At 56.2% G+C, this 16,882-nt stretch carries 13 protein-coding genes; 8 read left to right on the forward strand and 5 right to left on the reverse strand.

Annotated elements, in window-relative coordinates:
- Entirely contained in the window at positions 1-798 is a 798-nt protein-coding gene (locus K3728_14055; GenBank protein UWQ94811.1) for a GntR family transcriptional regulator, read from the forward strand.
- Positions 799-1,208: 410 nt separating this feature from the next.
- Here the strand turns inward: K3728_14055 and K3728_14060 are convergent, their stop codons facing one another.
- Together K3728_14060 and K3728_14065 are read right to left on the reverse strand one after the other, a co-directional pair.
- Positions 1,209-2,456 (reverse strand): L-rhamnose isomerase, encoded by a 1,248-nt coding sequence (locus tag K3728_14060; GenBank protein UWQ94812.1) that lies wholly within the window; start codon positions 2,454-2,456, stop codon positions 1,209-1,211.
- A 12-nt stretch (positions 2,457-2,468) separates the two neighbouring features.
- Positions 2,469-4,571: a bifunctional rhamnulose-1-phosphate aldolase/short-chain dehydrogenase gene (locus K3728_14065; GenBank protein UWQ94813.1), complete on the reverse strand. Its 2,103-nt coding sequence runs from the start codon at positions 4,569-4,571 to the stop codon at positions 2,469-2,471.
- 192 nt (positions 4,572-4,763) lie between these two features.
- Between K3728_14065 and K3728_14070 the strand changes: the two genes are divergently transcribed.
- The 7 genes from K3728_14070 to K3728_14100 all read left to right on the forward strand — a co-directional run bounded on the left by K3728_14070 (position 4,764) and on the right by K3728_14100 (position 11,921).
- The gene (locus K3728_14070) at positions 4,764-5,564 is read left to right on the forward strand and encodes a DeoR/GlpR family DNA-binding transcription regulator (protein UWQ94814.1); all 801 of its coding nucleotides are present in this window, start codon (positions 4,764-4,766) and stop codon (positions 5,562-5,564) included.
- Between the two features lie 33 nt (positions 5,565-5,597).
- On the forward strand, positions 5,598-6,617 hold the full coding sequence (rhaS, locus tag K3728_14075; protein ID UWQ94815.1) for a rhamnose ABC transporter substrate-binding protein: 1,020 nt from the start codon (positions 5,598-5,600) through the stop codon (positions 6,615-6,617).
- A gap of 64 nt (positions 6,618-6,681) precedes the next feature.
- Positions 6,682-8,211: a sugar ABC transporter ATP-binding protein gene (locus tag K3728_14080; GenBank protein ID UWQ94816.1), complete on the forward strand. Its 1,530-nt coding sequence runs from the start codon at positions 6,682-6,684 to the stop codon at positions 8,209-8,211.
- A complete protein-coding gene (locus tag K3728_14085) occupies positions 8,208-9,206 on the forward strand; it encodes an ABC transporter permease (protein UWQ94817.1) in 999 nt (332 codons plus the stop codon). The genes K3728_14080 and K3728_14085 overlap by 4 nt, the downstream gene beginning before the upstream one ends.
- Entirely contained in the window at positions 9,203-10,228 is a 1,026-nt protein-coding gene (locus K3728_14090; protein UWQ94818.1) for an ABC transporter permease, read from the forward strand. Before K3728_14085 ends, K3728_14090 begins: the two co-directional genes overlap by 4 nt.
- Positions 10,228-10,542, forward strand: a complete 315-nt coding sequence (gene rhaM / locus K3728_14095) for an L-rhamnose mutarotase (protein ID UWQ97569.1) — start codon at positions 10,228-10,230, stop codon at positions 10,540-10,542. The genes K3728_14090 and rhaM overlap by 1 nt, the downstream gene beginning before the upstream one ends.
- Positions 10,539-11,921, forward strand: a complete 1,383-nt coding sequence (locus K3728_14100; GenBank protein UWQ94819.1) for an FGGY-family carbohydrate kinase — start codon at positions 10,539-10,541, stop codon at positions 11,919-11,921. Before rhaM ends, K3728_14100 begins: the two co-directional genes overlap by 4 nt.
- 13 nt (positions 11,922-11,934) lie before the next feature.
- Here K3728_14100 and K3728_14105 read toward each other — a convergent pair whose 3' ends face one another.
- Genes K3728_14105 through K3728_14115 form a run of 3 tightly spaced genes read right to left on the reverse strand, consistent with a single transcriptional unit; the run spans position 11,935 to position 16,881 of the window.
- Positions 11,935-13,125, reverse strand: coding sequence for a CoA transferase (locus tag K3728_14105; GenBank protein ID UWQ94820.1), 1,191 nt, complete (start codon positions 13,123-13,125; stop codon positions 11,935-11,937).
- Between the two features lie 2 nt (positions 13,126-13,127).
- The gene (locus K3728_14110) at positions 13,128-15,374 is read right to left on the reverse strand and encodes a DUF3604 domain-containing protein (protein ID UWQ94821.1); all 2,247 of its coding nucleotides are present in this window, start codon (positions 15,372-15,374) and stop codon (positions 13,128-13,130) included.
- The gene (locus tag K3728_14115; protein UWQ94822.1) at positions 15,367-16,881 is read right to left on the reverse strand and encodes a tripartite tricarboxylate transporter permease; all 1,515 of its coding nucleotides are present in this window, start codon (positions 16,879-16,881) and stop codon (positions 15,367-15,369) included. The genes K3728_14110 and K3728_14115 overlap by 8 nt, the downstream gene beginning before the upstream one ends.
- Position 16,882: the final 1 nt, after the last annotated feature.

Genomic DNA, 16,882 nt, shown 5'->3' on the forward strand with positions numbered 1-16,882 from the left:
GTGTCCTCCCTAGACCTATTCCTCACGCAGCCATCGGTAAAGATTGCACGCTTTTTCGTCAATATTATTATTGATAATTTTGTTGATGGCGCAGCCCTGCCGATTATGGATATAACAGTGAGACAGCCTTTTAACGGGAAAACGATGCCGACAGCACTCGAACAAGATCTGGAAAACGACATAATCTTCGGGATCTACCCACCCGGAAGCCGTATCACGGAAGACAGCGTGATGGCGCAATATGATGCCAAGCGGCACTCGGTGCGCAGCGCCTTCACATTGCTAGAGACCCAAGGCCTTTTGGTGCGCCAGCCGCATCGCGGGGTTGAAGTCGTAGAACTGACGCCCGCCGAAGTAGACGCTCTTTATGATGTCCGCATCATTTTGGAAACGGCCGCAGCCGCGCGTACAAAACTCCCTGTAGACCCTGCAGTTGTAGATCGTCTGACCGAGGTCTCGAACCAGCACGCTGCCGCCGTTCAACGTGGCGATTTTCGCCAGGTATTCTGGCTCAATCAAGAATTTCATGAACTGCAGTTTTCATGCTGTGAAAACCCTCGCCTTGAAGCTCTGATCGCCCAGCATTCCCGAATGGCCCAACCGATCCGGGTCGTCAAATATGACGACCAAAATCATATGGCTCAAGTGATTGCGCAGCACCGGGATATTATCCAAGCAATGCGTGGAACCGCGAGCGACGTGTATGTCGAAGCGACGAGAAAACACTTACCCGCGTCAGCCGAAGCGTACAGGATCTTGTATGAAAGGCGCCATCAAGGGCGTCGCGCGTCGCGATAGGAGCAGGACTTCGGTAACGGATAGGGTTCAGCCACACTAAATCTGGCAAGCAATTTGTTCCGCCATGAAAGGTCGTTTAGGTCACTTGTCGTTCTCAATTCCCGTCCCGGCTTTCGATTGAGATCTCTCAGCTACATGCTTCGGCGCGTGGTCTGGTTGCCAGCACTATGCTAGGTCGATGTAATTCGGGCGTACCCACTTCATAGATGCGCCCGGCAAACGTTCACCACGGCCACGACTTCGGCATTATCTCAGGCGCGTCCTAGCCGGCCCTTCAGAGACTGCGTCCAAACAAGTAGCGGTTGGGGCATCAACTCCACAAGTGCTGACCTCAGACAGGGAGACTTGTGTATCAACAGGCCAGGGCAACAAAGCCGTCCCTTGCTTCAAGGGACGACCCTTTCAGTAAGTTACGACCGCGAGGAAACTTGGCTGTCGTATGCTGACAGTGCCCCCATCAATGCTTGTCCTTCTTGTACTGACTGGCGAGCACAGAATTCTGCCCATACCGCCCCTGCGGGAAGATCCTTGGCCTCTTCGAGCATCATGATCCGGGCCGTGTTGTCCATAGACGCCTCCGCCGCCATTAGTTCCGCACGCGGCATCAAAAGCGCGCGCAAAAGTGCTTTTTGCATGTTCCGAGTGCCGATCACCCAGGCAGCTGTACGGCTGATTGTAGCATCAAAAAAGTCGAGCCCTATGCGGGTGCAATCCAACAGATCGGCAAACACCAGCTCTTGCGCCATTTGCATAATGTCATCGTTCAGCAAAATCACATGATCGCTGTCCCACCTCATTGGCCGAGAGACATGAAGCAGGATTTGATCCAGCGAAAGCGCCACGGAACTTAGCTTATCGGCAACGTTTTCCGTGGGATGGAAATGCCCCATATCAAGGCACAGCAACTTTTTGTTGCGGATCGCGTAGCCCATATAGAACTCGTGACTGCCCACCGTGCAGGCTTCAACACCGATCCCGAACAGCTTGCTTTCCACCGCGTCCAACAGCTGCGACGGGTCGTGGGCGTCGGTGAACATCTTATCCAACGATCCCTCCAACCGAACACGGGCCGACATACGGTCTACAGGCGTATCTTTGTAGCCGTCAGGCACCCAAATGTTATTCACACAGGCGCTGTTAAGCTCAGCCCCCATCCGCGCCCCAATCTCACGCGACCGTTTGCCGTGTTCGATCCAGAAATCACGGATGCCCTGATCGGGGTGGCTTAGCGTCAGGTTATCATCGGCCTTGGCGTGGGCGAAGAACGTCGGGTTGAAGTCGAGTCCCAAGCCCTGCTCTTTCGCCCAATCCACCCAAGGGGCGAAGTGATCGTATTCGATCTCGTCGCGGTCGGGCGTGGTATCCGTGTCCAGATACATCGCGTGAAGGTTCAGACGATGCTGGCCCGGAATTTGGCTGTAGGCAAACTCTAGATCGGCGCGCAATTCATCGGGGGTGCGGGCGCGGCCAGGGTGATTGCCCGTCGCTTGAATGCCGCCACCTGACGCGCCGGATTTGGTCTCAAACCCCACAACGTCATCGCCCTGCCAGCAATGCATGGAGATCGGGATTTGCGAAAGACGATCCATCGCAGCTTCGGTATCAACGCCCCAGTCAGCAAACATCTGTCGCGCAAGGGTATAGGCTTGATTGCTCATGTGCCCGCTCCCTTAGCGCGTGAACGCTTGGACATTGCCGGCGTCCACGTTGATGATGTTGCCCGTGGATTTGGCCGACAGATCGGCGGCAAAGAAATACGCGGCCTCCGCGATATCTTCCGGCAGGACCGAGCGCTTCAGCATGGAGCGGTCGCGGTACATCGCTTCCAGACCCTCCTTGTCGGTGCCGTATGTAGAAGCGCGTTGATCCAGCCATTCGCCTTGCCAGATTTTCGAGCCGCGCAGCACCGCATCTGGGTTTACAACGTTAACACGGATGCCCGCCTCTGCGCCTTCCAGCGCAAGACAACGGGCCAAATGCAGCTCGCTTGCCTTCGCCGTGCAATAGGCCGAGGCGTTGGGGCTGGCCGCCAACCCGTTTTTCGAGACGATGAACACAACAGAACCGCCCATGTCCTGCACGCGGAGCAGTTTGAACGCCTCACGGCTCACCAAGAAGTAGCCGGTGCTAAGGATGTCCATGTTCTTCTGCCACAACGCCAAAGAGGTTTCTTCGATCGGCGCAGAAGAGGCGATACCTGCGTTTGAGACCAGGATGTCGATGCCGCCGAACTCTGTGCTGGCATTGGCGAAAGCCTCGGCCACGGCTGCCTCACTGGTGACATTCATTATAACCGAACGGACCACGTCATCCGAGAATTGTGCTGTCAGGGCGTCTTGCGTTGCGCTCAAGGCGTTTTCGTCGATGTCCGCCAGAACCACGCAGGCCCCTTCAGCCAAGTACCGCGCGGCAGTTGCCGCCCCGATACCGCCGGCCCCACCGGTCACCAATGCGACGCGTCCCGCAAGAGACTTGGGCTTGGGCATACGCTGCAATTTGGCCTCTTCCAGAAGCCAGTATTCGATATCGAAGGCTTCTTGTTCTGGTAGGCCGCAATAGGTGCTGACCGCGTTGGCTTCACGCATCACATTGATAGCGTTGACGTAGAATTCGCCAGAAATCCGTGCGGTGGCCTTGTCCTTGGCGAAAGTAATCATGCCGACGCCGGGCACCAGATAAACCACGGCGTTGGGGTCACGGATGGCCGGGCTGTCGTCGCGCTTGCAGCGTTCATAATAAGCGGCGTAGTCGTCGCGGTAGGCACTTACCTGGGCGGGCAAGCCCTCGAGCACCGCGTCAACATCGGCGTTGGCCGGGTCGAAATCGACAACGAGAGGCCGGATTTTCGTGCGCAGGAAATGGTCCGGGCAGGATGTGCCAAGGGCAGCCAGCGCCTGCATGTCTTTGGCGTTCACGAATTTCAGAACGGTATCGCTGTCCTCGAAATGACCGACCATATGCTGTTGGCCGGATACCATGCCCCGGATTGCCGGCATCAAGCGCGCCGCCACGGCGCGGCGTTCGGCTGCGGGCAGACTTTCGCGGATCGCACCACCAAATGCCGGCACATCAGCGGTCTTGTCAGCGAACCAATCCATCGCTTTCTGGATCACTCCCACCGTCAGCTCGTAGCAAGCCTTGGCGTCGTCATCCCAAGTAAACAGACCGTGGCTTTCCAGTACGACCCCCTTGGCGTCTGGGTTTTCTAGGCAGAATTTCTCAAGCCAAAGGCCAAGCTCATAGCCAGGCCGCTTCCAAGGCAGCCAACCGATGTCATCGCCAAAAATTTCCGCTGTGATCGCCTTGCTGTCGGCGGCAGCGGCAATCGCGATGATCGCATCGGGGTGCATGTGATCTACGTGCTTGCGCGGCACATAGGCGTGCAACGGCGTGTCAATAGAGGCCGCGCGAGTGTTCAGGTTGAAGGTACAATGGGGCAGCAGTCCGACCATCTCGTCCTCGAACTCTACCCCCCGATAGATCCCCTTCAACGCACGCAACTTGTCCATATAGAGCGTCGCAAAGCCATCCATCTTAATCGAGCCCACGTCCCCGCCCGAACCTTTGACCCACAAGACTTCGGCTTTTTCACCGCTTAGCGGATCAACTTCCATCACTTTGGCCGAGGTATTACCGCCGCCGTAGTTGGTGATCCGCTTGTCTGATCCCAGCAGATTGGAGCGGTAGAGCAGCTTCTCCGACTCGGACATCTGGGCAGCTTTGGCATCATCCCAAAGGTTAGATAGGTTAGCTTTTTCAGTGACTTCCAACATGCATTCTCTCCCATTGAACGGCGTGCGCTCTGCAAATTTGGTTGCCGCCAACTTGAGGGGAACCTGCAATCAAGTCAATCATAAATAATCATTTCCAGTCATGCTGCATCGCAGAATGACTGGAAATGACATTTAATGATTGACAAGTGATTGGGAGAAGCGCCACGTTTGGGAACGGTTCGGGAGGAATCAATGCACGAGAAAGAACGCCACAGGGTCATATTGTCCGCAGTCCAAGAGCGCCCGGTTGCTACCGTCGCAGACTTCTGCGCGCTGACAGGCGCGTCTGAGGCAACCGTGCGACGCGACATTAATACCCTACACATCCAAAAGCGGTTGCGCCGGGTGCGTGGCGGGGCAGAGGCGATCACGCCCCCGCAGTTTGTAGGCCTTGCAGGGCGCACCTTTGCAGTGAACGAAACAATGCGCGGCCCCGAGAAACAGGCAATTGCGCGCGCGGCGGTGGAACTGTGTGACGATGGCGACGCGATCATCATCAATGGCGGTACAACCACGTTCCAAATGGTGCACCCATTGGCGATGCGTCGGATGCAGGTGTTCACTAACAGCTTTCCGATCGCGGAACATTTGCTGAAGAATTCCAAGAACACAGTGATGCTGTCCGGTGGGGTGATCTACCGCGAGCAAAACATCATCCTGTCGCCATTCGACAACGACGTGACCCGCAACTTTGCCGCGACGCGAATGTTTATGGGGGCCCACGGCCTTGGGCCCTTGGGCCTAATGGAGGCAGATCCCCTGCTGATCCAGGCCGAAAACAAGCTGATCGGGCAAGCCGACGAATTGGTTGTGCTGGTCGATAGCTCCAAATTTGAAAGCCGATCCAGCCTCGTGCTGTGTCCGCTGACCCGCATTGATGTGGTGATCACCGACGACGGCATTTCGGATCGGGCGGCCACAATGTTGGAGGCTGCAGATATCAAACTAATCGTGGCGCAGACCAGTTCGGCGTCGGAAACCGGGGCGGGATAACCGCGCCATCGCTCATCCATGGGAGGATATCACATGAGCATTAAACACACTTCAATCACACGGCGCATTTTTGGCGGCACGGCGCTGGCCGCAATGATGATGGCGGGAGGATCCGCCTATGCCGACGGCCATGAACCAATGCGCATAGCGCTTGTTGTTAAGGCACTTGGCATCGGCTTCTTTGAAGCCGCCCACGAAGGCGCGATGGAAGCCGCCGAGGAACTGGGCGACGTGGAAATCATCTACACCGGCCCCACCTCGACCACCGCAGAAGGCCAGATTGAAGTTATCAACTCGCTGATCGCCCAAGGCGTCGACGCGATTGTTATTTCGGCAAATGACCCGGACGCAGTCGTGCCCGCCCTACAACGCGCCATGCAACGCGGCATCACGGTGCTGTCGTTTGACTCGGGCGTTGCCGAGGAAGGCCGGATGCTGCACCTCGCGCCTTCATCTGATGCTCTGATTGGCCGCACGATCATCCAACTGGCAGCAGATCACTTGCCCGATGGCGGCCAAGTGGCGCTTTTGTCGGCCACGGCGACTTCGACCAACCAGAACACATGGATTGCCGAAATGAACGCCGTCATGGGCGACTACCCCGATATCGAAGTGGTAGCTACGGTCTATGGCGATGACCTTGCAGATCGCTCTTACCGCGAAGCTGTGGGCCTAATGCAGACCTACCCTGATCTTGATGCGATCATCGCGCCGACTTCGGTGGGTATTGTGGCGGCAGCCCAAGCGGTTGTGGATCAGGGCATGGTCGGCCAAGTCAACGTTACGGGTCTTGGCCTGCCGTCCGAGATGGCTGGCGCCATCGAATCCGGCGCGTCGCAGTCCTTTGCGATCTGGAACCCGATCGACTTGGGCTATGCCGCAACCATGTTGGCCCATGAGCTGACAGCAAACGGCGCTGTTGCTGAAGAAGGCGCGGTTATTCCGATGGGTCGGATGGGTGAAGTTGAGCTGGACGCCACCAATACAGGCCCCATGGCCAATCCGTTCACTTACGACGCCTCCAACATCGAACAGTTCCGCGAAGTCTTCTGATTTCTCGCGCCCGGCCCCCTTTTGACGTGGGCCGGGCACCCTCACTCCAAATGGATATCTCCTAATGCAACCCGCTCTCCAACAGGCCAGCGCGCAGGACACGCCTGTCCTCCGTCTAGAGGCCATCACCAAGACCTTTCCCGGCGTCAAAGCCCTAAGCGACGTGTCGTTAGAGCTCTACCCCGGCCAAGTGACGGCTTTGATCGGCGAAAACGGCGCGGGAAAGTCCACGATTGTGAAGGTTCTGACAGGTATCTATCGCGCTGATGGGGGTACGATTACGGTTGATGGTAGTCGGGTAAATTTCACCTCCGCCGAAGATGCCACTGCCGCAGGTATCACCGCCATCCACCAGGAAACGGTGCTGTTTGATGAGCTATCGGTGGCCGAAAACATCTTTATTGGCCATGCCCCTCGCGGCCGCTTCGGGCTGATTGATACCGCCCAGATGAACGCCCGCGCCCAAGACATTCTGGACCGGATCGACGCGCCCCTGCGCGCCACAACACCGCTAAAAGATCTTGGCATTGCCAATAAACACCTTGTGGCGATTGCCCGCGCGCTGTCTGTGGATGCCCGCGTGGTCATCATGGACGAGCCGACCGCTGCGCTATCGCAAAAGGAAATTGAAGAGCTTTATGAACTGGTTGATCGCCTGAAGGCCGAAGGCCGCGCGATCCTGTTCATCTCTCACAAATTCGACGAGATTTTCCGCATCGCCGACCGTTATGCCGTGTTCCGTGACGGCGAACATGTGGGGCGCGGCCTAATGGCCGATGTGTCCGAAGGCGATCTGGTGCAGCTTATGGTGGGCCGCGCTGTCGATCAGATTTTCCCCAAACGCGTCGCATCCAATGGCGCCGAGGTGCTGCGAGTAGAAGGCTATAGCCATCCTACTGAATTTGATGACATCTCTCTCCACCTCAATGCCGGAGAAATCCTTGGATTCTACGGACTTGTGGGCGCGGGGCGCTCCGAGTTGATGCAATCGCTGTTCGGGATCACCAAGCCGTCGGCTGGCACGATTACCGTGGACAACAAGACTATCTCGATCAACTCCCCTGCCGAGGCGATTGCCAATGGCATCGTCTATGTGCCTGAAGATCGTGGCGCTCAGGGTGCCGTTCTAGGCCTGCCGATATTCCAGAACGTGACGCTGCCGTCGCTGTCCCAAACCTCTCGTGCGGGGTTCTTGCGTCTGGCCAATGAATTCTCCCTTGCCCGCGAATACACCGAGCGGTTGGAACTGCGCGCGGCCTCGCTGGATCAAGACGTGGGCAACCTGTCGGGCGGCAACCAGCAAAAGGTGGTCATCGCCAAATGGCTGGCGACCAAACCGCGCGTGATTATTTTGGACGAACCGACGAAGGGTATCGACATCGGATCGAAAGCGGCGGTGCATGCCTTTATGGCCGAACTGGCCGCCGAAGGTTTGGCCGTTATCATGGTCAGCTCGGAAATCCCTGAAATCCTTGGCATGTCCGACCGCGTGATCGTCATGCGCGAAGGGCTGATCGCAGCGGAATTGTCCCGCGATGACCTATCGCCAGAAACCCTAGTGCGCCACGCCGCCGGAATAGGAGAGCCAACATGACCCGCATCCTGAAATCCCGCGAAATACTTCTGGTGGGCGTGATCGCCGTGCTTGTCGCGCTTATCGCGAGCCGGTTCCCGGCCTTCATTGTGCCCGCCAATCTGGTGAATGTTTTCACCGACACGTCGCCGCTAATCATCCTTGCAATTGGCCAAGCCATTGTGATCCTGACGCGTTGCATTGACCTATCCGTGGCGGCAAACCTTGCGCTAACGGGAATGGTTTGTGCGATGCTCAACGTCGCTTATCCTGATATCCCGATCCCCGCGATAATCGCCGTGGCACTGGCCCTTGGGGCCGCCTTGGGCGCGATCAACGGCATCCTCGTGTGGAAGCTTGCGATCCCGCCCATCGTTGTAACATTGGGCACGTTAACCATCTACCGGGGCTTCATCTTCGTCATTTCCGAGGGCGCGTGGGTTAACGCCCACGAGATGTCCGCCGCCTTCACAGGCTTCCCCCGTGCGCAAATCATCGGCCTTCCCGTCTTGGCGTGGTTAGCCATTCTCACAGCATTCGCCTTCTTCGTAGTGATCGCCCGTACACCTTTGGGTCGCGCCTTTTACGCAGTGGGCGGCAACCCCCACGCCGCCGTTTACACAGGCATCAACGTGGGCAAGACGCAGTTCTGGGCGTTTGTTTTATCGGGGATGTTGGCAGGTTTGACCGGATACCTATGGGTGGCGCGTTACTCCGTCGCCTATGTGGATATCGCCAAAGGGTTTGAACTTGAGGTCGTGGCCGCTTGCGTCATCGGCGGCATTGCCATCGCTGGCGGTGCGGGCACCATCACGGGCGCCATCCTAGGGGCTCTGTTCCTGGGGATCATCAAAAATGCCCTTCCCGTGGTCGGTGTCTCTCCGTTCTGGCAGTTGGCCATTTCCGGCGCAGCAATTGTCATTGCGGTGTCATTCAACGCCCGCGCCGGCCGCTCTAAGGGCCGCATCATCCTGAAGCGCGCAGAAGCCGAAGCACAAGGAGCGCCCACATCATGACCGACACAACTTCAAAAGGCGGCCTCGCCCAAAACACGTCCCGCCACTTGCCCGACCGGTTGCAAAGCCCTGCCCTGAAGGCGTTCAAATCGTGGGAAACCTTGCTTCTCGCTGTAGCCGTGGCAATCTTCATCACCAACAGCTTTCTGTCGCCTTATTTCCTGAACGCTTGGAACCTGTCGGACGCCACGTTCAATTTCACCGAGAAGGCTATGATCGCCTTTGCCATGGCATTGCTGATTGTGGCCGGAGAAATCGACCTTTCTGTTGCCTCCATCATTGCACTTGCCTCTACCGCCATGGGATGGGCGCTGCAATTTGACATGGGCGTGGTGCCATTGGTGCTGATCGGTCTCACCACAGGTCTATTGTGCGGCGCGTTCAACGGCTTTCTCGTGACAGGCCTCGGCTTGCCGAGCATCGTCGTAACCATCGGCACGATGAGCTTGTTTCGCGGCATCTCTTACATCGTTTTGGGCGATCAAGGCTTCCGCGGTTACCCCCCCGAATTCAGCTACTTCGGTCAAGGGTACGTCTACTGGGTGATCTCGTTCGAATTCGTTCTCTTCGCCTTCCTTGCCCTGATTTACTATGTCTTGCTGCACAAAACCAACTTTGGCCGTACGATTTATGCCATCGGCAACAACCCGACAGGCGCATTGTTTTCAGGCATCCGAGTGGCGCGGGTGAAGTTCATCCTGTTTCTTCTGACGGGGCTAATGGCAGGCGTCGCGGCCATATGTTTGACGGCAAGATTAGGCTCTACCCGGCCCACAATCGCCCTAGGGTGGGAACTTGAAATCGTCACCATGGTCGTTCTGGGCGGCGTCAATATCCTTGGTGGATCGGGTAGCGTGCAGGGCGTTGTAATTGCCGCTTTTGTTATGGGGTTGGTGACTTTCGGTCTGGGCCTTTTGAACGTGCCGGGGATTGTCATGTCGATCTTCATCGGTTGCCTTTTGATCGGCGTTATCGCCCTGCCGCGTCTTTGGTCTCAATTCCAAGCGTACCGGAGGGCATGATGGAAAAATATGCCTTCAAGATGAAGCTTAGTCCCGGTTGCCAGGCGGAGTATCAAGCGCGGCACGATGCAATCTGGCCAGATCTGGTGGCGCTTCTGAAGGATGCAGGCGTATCGGATTACTCCATCCACTTTGATGAGGACACCGGCATCTTGTTCGGCGTTCTGTGGCGCACCGACGATCATGAAATGGACGCCTTGCCGGATCATCCCGTCATGCAACGCTGGTGGGCTCATATGGCAGACATCATGGAAACCCATCCCAACAACGCGCCGGTAGCGACGCCGCTAACGCCGCTGTTCCACCTGCCATGACCCATATCGCTGTCATCGATATCGGCAAGACCAATGCCAAACTGGCGCTGGTTGATCGCGCCACCTTGCAAGAGGTGGCTGTCGTGACTCGCCCAAACATGGTGCTGTCCGGCCCGCCTTGGCCGCATTTCGATCTAGAGGGTCACTGGGCGTTTTTGCTGTCCAACTTGCGCAACTTTCACGCCAGCTATGGGATTGATGCAATCTCTATCACGACACACGGCGCGTCCTGCGTTCTGCTGGATGTCAACGGGGATCTTGCCGCGCCGATGCTAGATTACGAGCATCATGGCCCAGATGATCTGGCCGAAGCCTATGACGCCATCAGACCATTGTTCTCGGAGACCGGCTCTGCCCGACTTGCAGGCGGCCTCAACATCGGCGCTCAACTGTATTGGATGTTCCAGCAAGATCTGACGCTGAAAGATCGCGTGGCTCAAATCCTGACCTATCCCCAGTATTGGGCGTATCGGCTGACCGGCGTCACCGCGACCGAGCGGACATCGCTTGGCTGTCACACTGATTTGTGGAACCCGACGAACGACGCGCCATCTTCTTTGATCGAAACACTTGGGATCTCAGAAAAGCTCGCACCCGTCCGCATGGCATCTGACGTCTTAGGCCCCATCAAAGAACAAATCGCCAACTGCACTGGGCTACCCGCCGACACGCCGGTGACCTGCGGGATCCACGATTCCAACGCGTCGCTCTTGCCTCATCTGCTTTCCCGTAAAACACCATTCTCCGTCGTCTCAACAGGTACGTGGGTCATCGCAATGACGATTGGAGGAACCAATCCGACGCTGGATCCTGACCGAGATACATTGATCAATGTCAACGCGCTTGGGCAACCGGTGCCTTCCGCACGCTTCATGGGCGGGCGCGAGTTTGAACAGATTGTAGCCGACGCACATGTTGTGCCTACGCCCGCAGACGTGGATGACGTGTTGGACAATGGCACAATGCTAATGCCTGCTTTGGAACAATCGACCGGCCCTTTCGCGGGCAGCGAAAGCGCGTGGCGCCCATTCCAACCTGAAATAGGCAGCGGGCAACGCAGCGTTGCGGCCTCCTATTATTGCGCGATGATGACGGCGACTTGCCTCTCCCTTACGGGGCATCGAGGGGATATCGTTGTAGAGGGGCCATTTGCGGAAAACACAGAATATCTATCATTGTTGGCCGTAGCTACGGAATGTGCCATTTCGGGCGCAAGCAATTCAACTGGAACCAGTCAAGGTGCTGCATTGTTGGTTTGTGACCATCCAAACCAGCTTAACTTGGATGTTCATGAAACCTCAGAAGACTTGCAGTCTGCGTTGAAACGCTACGCCAACGATTGGCGTAAGGCCTGCGCTAATCAATTAGCCAAAGATTGATTGATTTTTTGCGCTAGGGCAGAAGCTTTTTTCGATCTGCTTCCAAAGTGTCGGAACAAAGCCCATCTAAGATAGTCTTTGTATCGGCACCATGGCTTTTCATCGTGCCAAGCGGCTTGTGTGCCATATCCTGTCCGATACGAAATGGCAGGCAGGGAACCATCAGTCCGCTTTCTTCGTCACGATGTAGATAGCCGCGTGCTTCGACATCAGTCATTTGCAGACTTTCAGGTAACGTGCGTACCTTCGCGACAGGTACGTTGAGTTTGAGCAGGTGCCCTTCCCACTCATCGGCCGTTCTCTGTGCTAAAGCCCGAATAATTTCCACTTCAAGAAGACCTGAGTTCTCCTTGCGTGCGTCACGTTTTGCGAAACGCGGGTCACTTAACCACTCGGAACGATCAAGCCCAATAGCGAGTGCCCGGAATTGAGTTTCCTCGTTGACCCCAAGACTCAACACACCTTCTTTACAGGGGAAACTGCCGGCCCCGGGGCTTCGACTGTTGGCGGCGTTGCCGCGGCCGACAGGCTCGTTCCCTGTCGCCAAGAAGTCGGTAATCGTTGAACTCATTAACGTATATGCCGTGTCCAGCATCGAGACATCAATGAAGGCACCTCGGCCGGTTCTCTCACGCTCAAACAATGCCGCGGAAATTGCGAAACCGGCGGCCAAAGCTGTGGAGTAATCCATGATCGGGGCTCCGGTTCGAAGCGGGCCAGTATCAGTTGTGCCTGTGATAGACATAATGCCGGATGCGGCCTGAATATTCACATCATAGGCAGGAGCATTGGCTTTGCTGCCCCCCCTGCCGTATCCCGTCATTGCACAATGGATAAGCGAAGGGTTGAGAGCTAGATTACTCGCCTCATCAAGGCCAAGCTCAGCTAGCGTAACAGGGCGATGGTTTTCGACAAGCACGTCGGCCGAACGCAACAGATCTTGCATCGCCCGTTTGCCGTCTGGTGTAGCTAAGTCCAGTGCAATCGCTGCCTTACCCGCCGCTTGCGTTACATAGGCCGTGCTCATCCCTTGAGTCGCCCTATCTGGGTCGGTCCCACCCCGGTGTCTCATGGCATCGCCGCGCAATGAGCTTTCGACCTTTATAACTTCCGCTCCCAAAAGCCCAAGGTAATAGGCACAGGCAGGCCCGGCCAGAACATGAGTAAAATCGATCACCCGAATACCTACGAGGGGGCTAGTCATGCTTATTCCTTCCCGAGATATATGGGACTAGACCAAGCGACATGCCCATCCTCCAACGAGACTCGTGCGAAAATGGCCCTCTCGCCATCGTTCGGGGCGCTGATCCGTCGAGAGATCTTGATGCTGCGTTCGGAAAGCGTTTCGGGCAATCTTTGAACAGACAGCGTCTTGTCGATCCCTCCACATTCCAAGACAGTGGGCGTGTCACGGATATCTGAAAGGGGTAACTTCAGAGCGCCTAGGTTCGTCTCGATCTCAACCACTACATCTTCACTTTCTCGAGATAGCCATACATCAATCGCCGAGAAGCCTCCCGTTGTTACGGTCTCCCACTCAATTACGTCCGGAGCGGTAAGTTGTGGCTGTCTATCCGGATTATAATAGTTCACTGCAGCAATCCGCGTAACTGTGGCTCCGGTCAAACGTGCCGTTCCTGACCACTTTACCAAGCGCCCTCGCCCCCGTGTTTCCTGCCCCTTGCAGATAATCCGGATCCGATCACCAAGATCGAACCCCGTGAAAGGCCGAACCGTTTCCATCAATTCATTTCTGTCGAAAAGATCGACCCGCTCAATCGGCGAAGGCGCTGAAACTTCAATTTCTAATGATGCAGTGTCGAAGTTGCTCCGCACAATATCGCCCATAATCGCGTGGTCTTGTAACGTGAAACGGTTGGGCGCGAAATCTGGGTTGCGGTCATAGATATGCGCCGGGGCGTCGAACGTTATGGTGCTAGACAAGAACAAGCGCACACCTGTGGTTGCATAATGGTGGCGGCGGCGAAACTGTTCAAACAACGCATCACGACTAAGTTCCGGCAGAAGATGGCAGGTCAGACCACCATACGAGCCGAATTTAGCATCTCCGGGATAACTCGCACCGGGGCGTCCCTTGTGACCATCGCTCCCGGCGACGATCCCGATACGATGGCCGTTCTGAAGGCTTTGCTCGACTATCCAATCAAACGTACCCCAGGAGGAATGAACCTCGACTGACGGCTCAAGTCGGGCATCGTGCGCATAGGAAACATCCGCAAACCGGCCGCCTACATGTGGTACAACGATAACGTCTTCCCCTTGCAGAGCCTCAAAGAGGTCCTTTACATCATGACAGTCGGTATCCGGGTTCGTTTCGTCCGAAATCAGTGCGCGACTAGAGCGGTAAATTGGTCGACCTTCTGTTCGATACCAAATGTTATGATCTCCGCCCAAGCCTGTATTCCCGGACCATTCGTAGCCGGGCAGGCAGAGGAATTTCCCTTCCTCGTCGAACTCCGCTGCTAGCTCGTTAATTTCATCCCAAAATTCGTCCGAGACTTGGAAGTCGTTCGCCTGATGGCCGGTGACATCAACGAAGCTGCGGTCACGTGCGAATGTAAAGTACTCCCGTGCTGTTCCAGTGCCGATGCTTTCACCGGATTGACCATGCATGTCCGACCAGAAATGCGCATATGGGGTATCGGCAATTCGCAGAATATTCGTGCTCGCGAGAGTTGTTTCCCCATGGAGGATGTCGATCTGATAATCCCCCGGCGCGTCAAGGGTAAGATCATCGATGATCGCCGAATACTCACCTTTCGCAAGGGTGACAGTATCGGGCAAACCTGCAATTTCAGGAGTAGCCTTTATGCGAAGGATGCCATTAAACCCATCACTAGGATTTCCCCAGCGATCCTCGGCTTTAACGATCGCCCGAAACGGCTCTCCCGGACGGCGCAGCGTCGGCAACAAGGCCTTCCAGACCACCGGTGGGCCGGGGACAATGGCGATGACTGGCTGACGCTCCTCTAGAATTGGCGTGAAGTCCACCGTCGCAAAAGCATCGACGGTGACTCGAAATTGAAATGCACTTTCACAATGCGTTTGCATGCGCACGCCAGGGGAACCTTCGCGCGGATCTCCTATGCGGAAGATCAACCTGTCTTCTGGCCTCAGGAAACCCTTGCACAGGACGGTGATACAATTACCCCATGGACGGATGTTGCGCTTGTAATCGAAGCGGTAGTCAATCGGCGCGCCATTAGAGGCTTCAACCGTCAGATAGCCGGGGGCTTTGGGGTCAGTTGTTTGCAGCGGCGTCATATCTGAATGCGTCCGCATTGCCACGCGCACGCCGCCCAGGTCGTCAATTCCAAATTGGCCCGCAGTATAGGTTAAGGTGAAATTTGACCAAGCCCCCGCAACGACAGGTGTGGTGTCGGCAAGAGTGGCGTGGCCCATAAGGTCCGGACGATAGGAATGATCAGGCATCTTTAAGCGAAGCCTCCTTTGCTTGTTGGCTTAACGCACGTGCCCGGAAAATGAGGGCGGCGAGGCCGATGATAAGAAATAACAACGCTACGGGTCGGGTTACGAAGATCAGTAATCCATTGTGTGATAGCAGCAGCGATTGCCGGAAGGTTTCTTCTGCACCACCTGCCAACACGAAGCTGATAACGAAGGCGGCAGGGTTAAAATCGAACTTCTTCATAAGCCAGCCACCAAACCCTGCGACAACCATAACAAGTATGTCGAAAAGGTTTCCTCGCGACGCGAACGCGGCAATGAAGGACGTCAAAAAGATGATGGGATAGAGCACTTTTACGGGAATTTTGGTGATGAACCGCCCCACCCAAGCCGCGCCGAAATAGCCGATCAAGCCGTACATCGCGATGCCGATCAGTCCGCAAGCGAAGAGGTTGAAGATCAACTCCCGTGACGTTGTGAAAAGCGTTGGCCCGATCTGAATTCCGTGGATAAGGAACACGCCCATCAAAATCGCTCCGATGGTCGATCCGGGAATGCCTAGCGTCAGCAATGGTGCCATGGATGGACCTGATACGGCGTTATTGGCCGCTTCAGGTGCGGCGACACCTTCGAGGACGCCCGTGCCCCAAGTGTCGGGGTTCTTGGCGCGCCGTTTTCCTTCGCCATATGCCACGAAAGCAGCGATGGAAGAACCAAGACCCGGTAGGATACCGATGAAAGCCCCTATGAAGGAGGATCTGAGAACATCCGGCAAACACGCGCGATACTCAGACCAACTCAATCTATTGCGGGCCTTTCCCGCCTGCCCTTGTGCGTCGTCCACGAACTCAACAGACGCGTTGCGTTTTTCGAGCTGAGCGAAAACTTCACCCAAAACGAAAATGCCTATCATCAACGGGACTAAGGAAATGCCGTTGGTGAGATCGAAAACGCCAAAGGTTAGACGGTCCTCTGCAGAAATCGGGTCCAAGCCTATTGTGCTTACCAAGACGCCTAGCGCAGCGGAAGCCAATCCACGGGTAATTGATTTTCCGATCACAGAACCGATCACGACAAAGGCCGCAAAATAAATAGCAAACAGCTCCGGCGGACCAAGGCTGAGGGCAATGGCCGCAATTGCGCCGACGCCCACGATCAAAAGGATATCTCCTGTGAAATCACCGATGACGGAAGAGATCGTCGCGACCTTCATTGCCTTCGACGCCATGCCGCTCCGGGCAAGTGGATAACCGTCAATCTGGGTGGCTGCTGAAGCTGCGGTGCCCGGCGTGTTGAACAAAATTGCTGAAATCGACCCGCCATAGCGGCCTGACTTCCCAATCACGTAGAGAAACGCGAGCGCTGAAATCGGCTCCATATAGAAGGTTAACGGAAGAAGCATCGCGATCGCAGCAGAGGCTGTTAGGCCCGGGATGGCGCCTGCGATCATGCCCACGACGGCAGCGGTAAGCACCCACCCCAAAAGGCCTGGGTCGGTCAGCACGTTCCCCAGTGCAAGAAAGATATCCACG

Source organism: Rhodobacteraceae bacterium M385 (genome assembly GCA_025141835.1).
Lineage (GTDB): Bacteria > Pseudomonadota > Alphaproteobacteria > Rhodobacterales > Rhodobacteraceae > Gymnodinialimonas.

Excerpts from the sequence above, each read along its gene's own strand:
- K3728_14100 (UWQ94819.1), top strand. The coding sequence starts at position 10,539 with ATGACCCATATCGCTGTCATCGATATCGGCAAGACCAATGCCAAACTG.
- K3728_14065 (UWQ94813.1), bottom strand. The coding sequence starts at position 4,571 with ATGTTGGAAGTCACTGAAAAAGCTAACCTATCTAACCTTTGGGATGAT.
- rhaS (UWQ94815.1), top strand. The coding sequence starts at position 5,598 with ATGAGCATTAAACACACTTCAATCACACGGCGCATTTTTGGCGGCACG.
- K3728_14085 (UWQ94817.1), top strand. The coding sequence starts at position 8,208 with ATGACCCGCATCCTGAAATCCCGCGAAATACTTCTGGTGGGCGTGATC.
- rhaM (UWQ97569.1), top strand. The coding sequence starts at position 10,228 with ATGGAAAAATATGCCTTCAAGATGAAGCTTAGTCCCGGTTGCCAGGCG.
- K3728_14110 (UWQ94821.1), bottom strand. The coding sequence starts at position 15,374 with ATGCCTGATCATTCCTATCGTCCGGACCTTATGGGCCACGCCACTCTT.
- K3728_14060 (UWQ94812.1), bottom strand. The coding sequence starts at position 2,456 with ATGAGCAATCAAGCCTATACCCTTGCGCGACAGATGTTTGCTGACTGG.
- K3728_14070 (UWQ94814.1), top strand. The coding sequence starts at position 4,764 with ATGCACGAGAAAGAACGCCACAGGGTCATATTGTCCGCAGTCCAAGAG.
- K3728_14105 (UWQ94820.1), bottom strand. The coding sequence starts at position 13,125 with ATGACTAGCCCCCTCGTAGGTATTCGGGTGATCGATTTTACTCATGTT.
- K3728_14080 (UWQ94816.1), top strand. The coding sequence starts at position 6,682 with ATGCAACCCGCTCTCCAACAGGCCAGCGCGCAGGACACGCCTGTCCTC.
- K3728_14090 (UWQ94818.1), top strand. The coding sequence starts at position 9,203 with ATGACCGACACAACTTCAAAAGGCGGCCTCGCCCAAAACACGTCCCGC.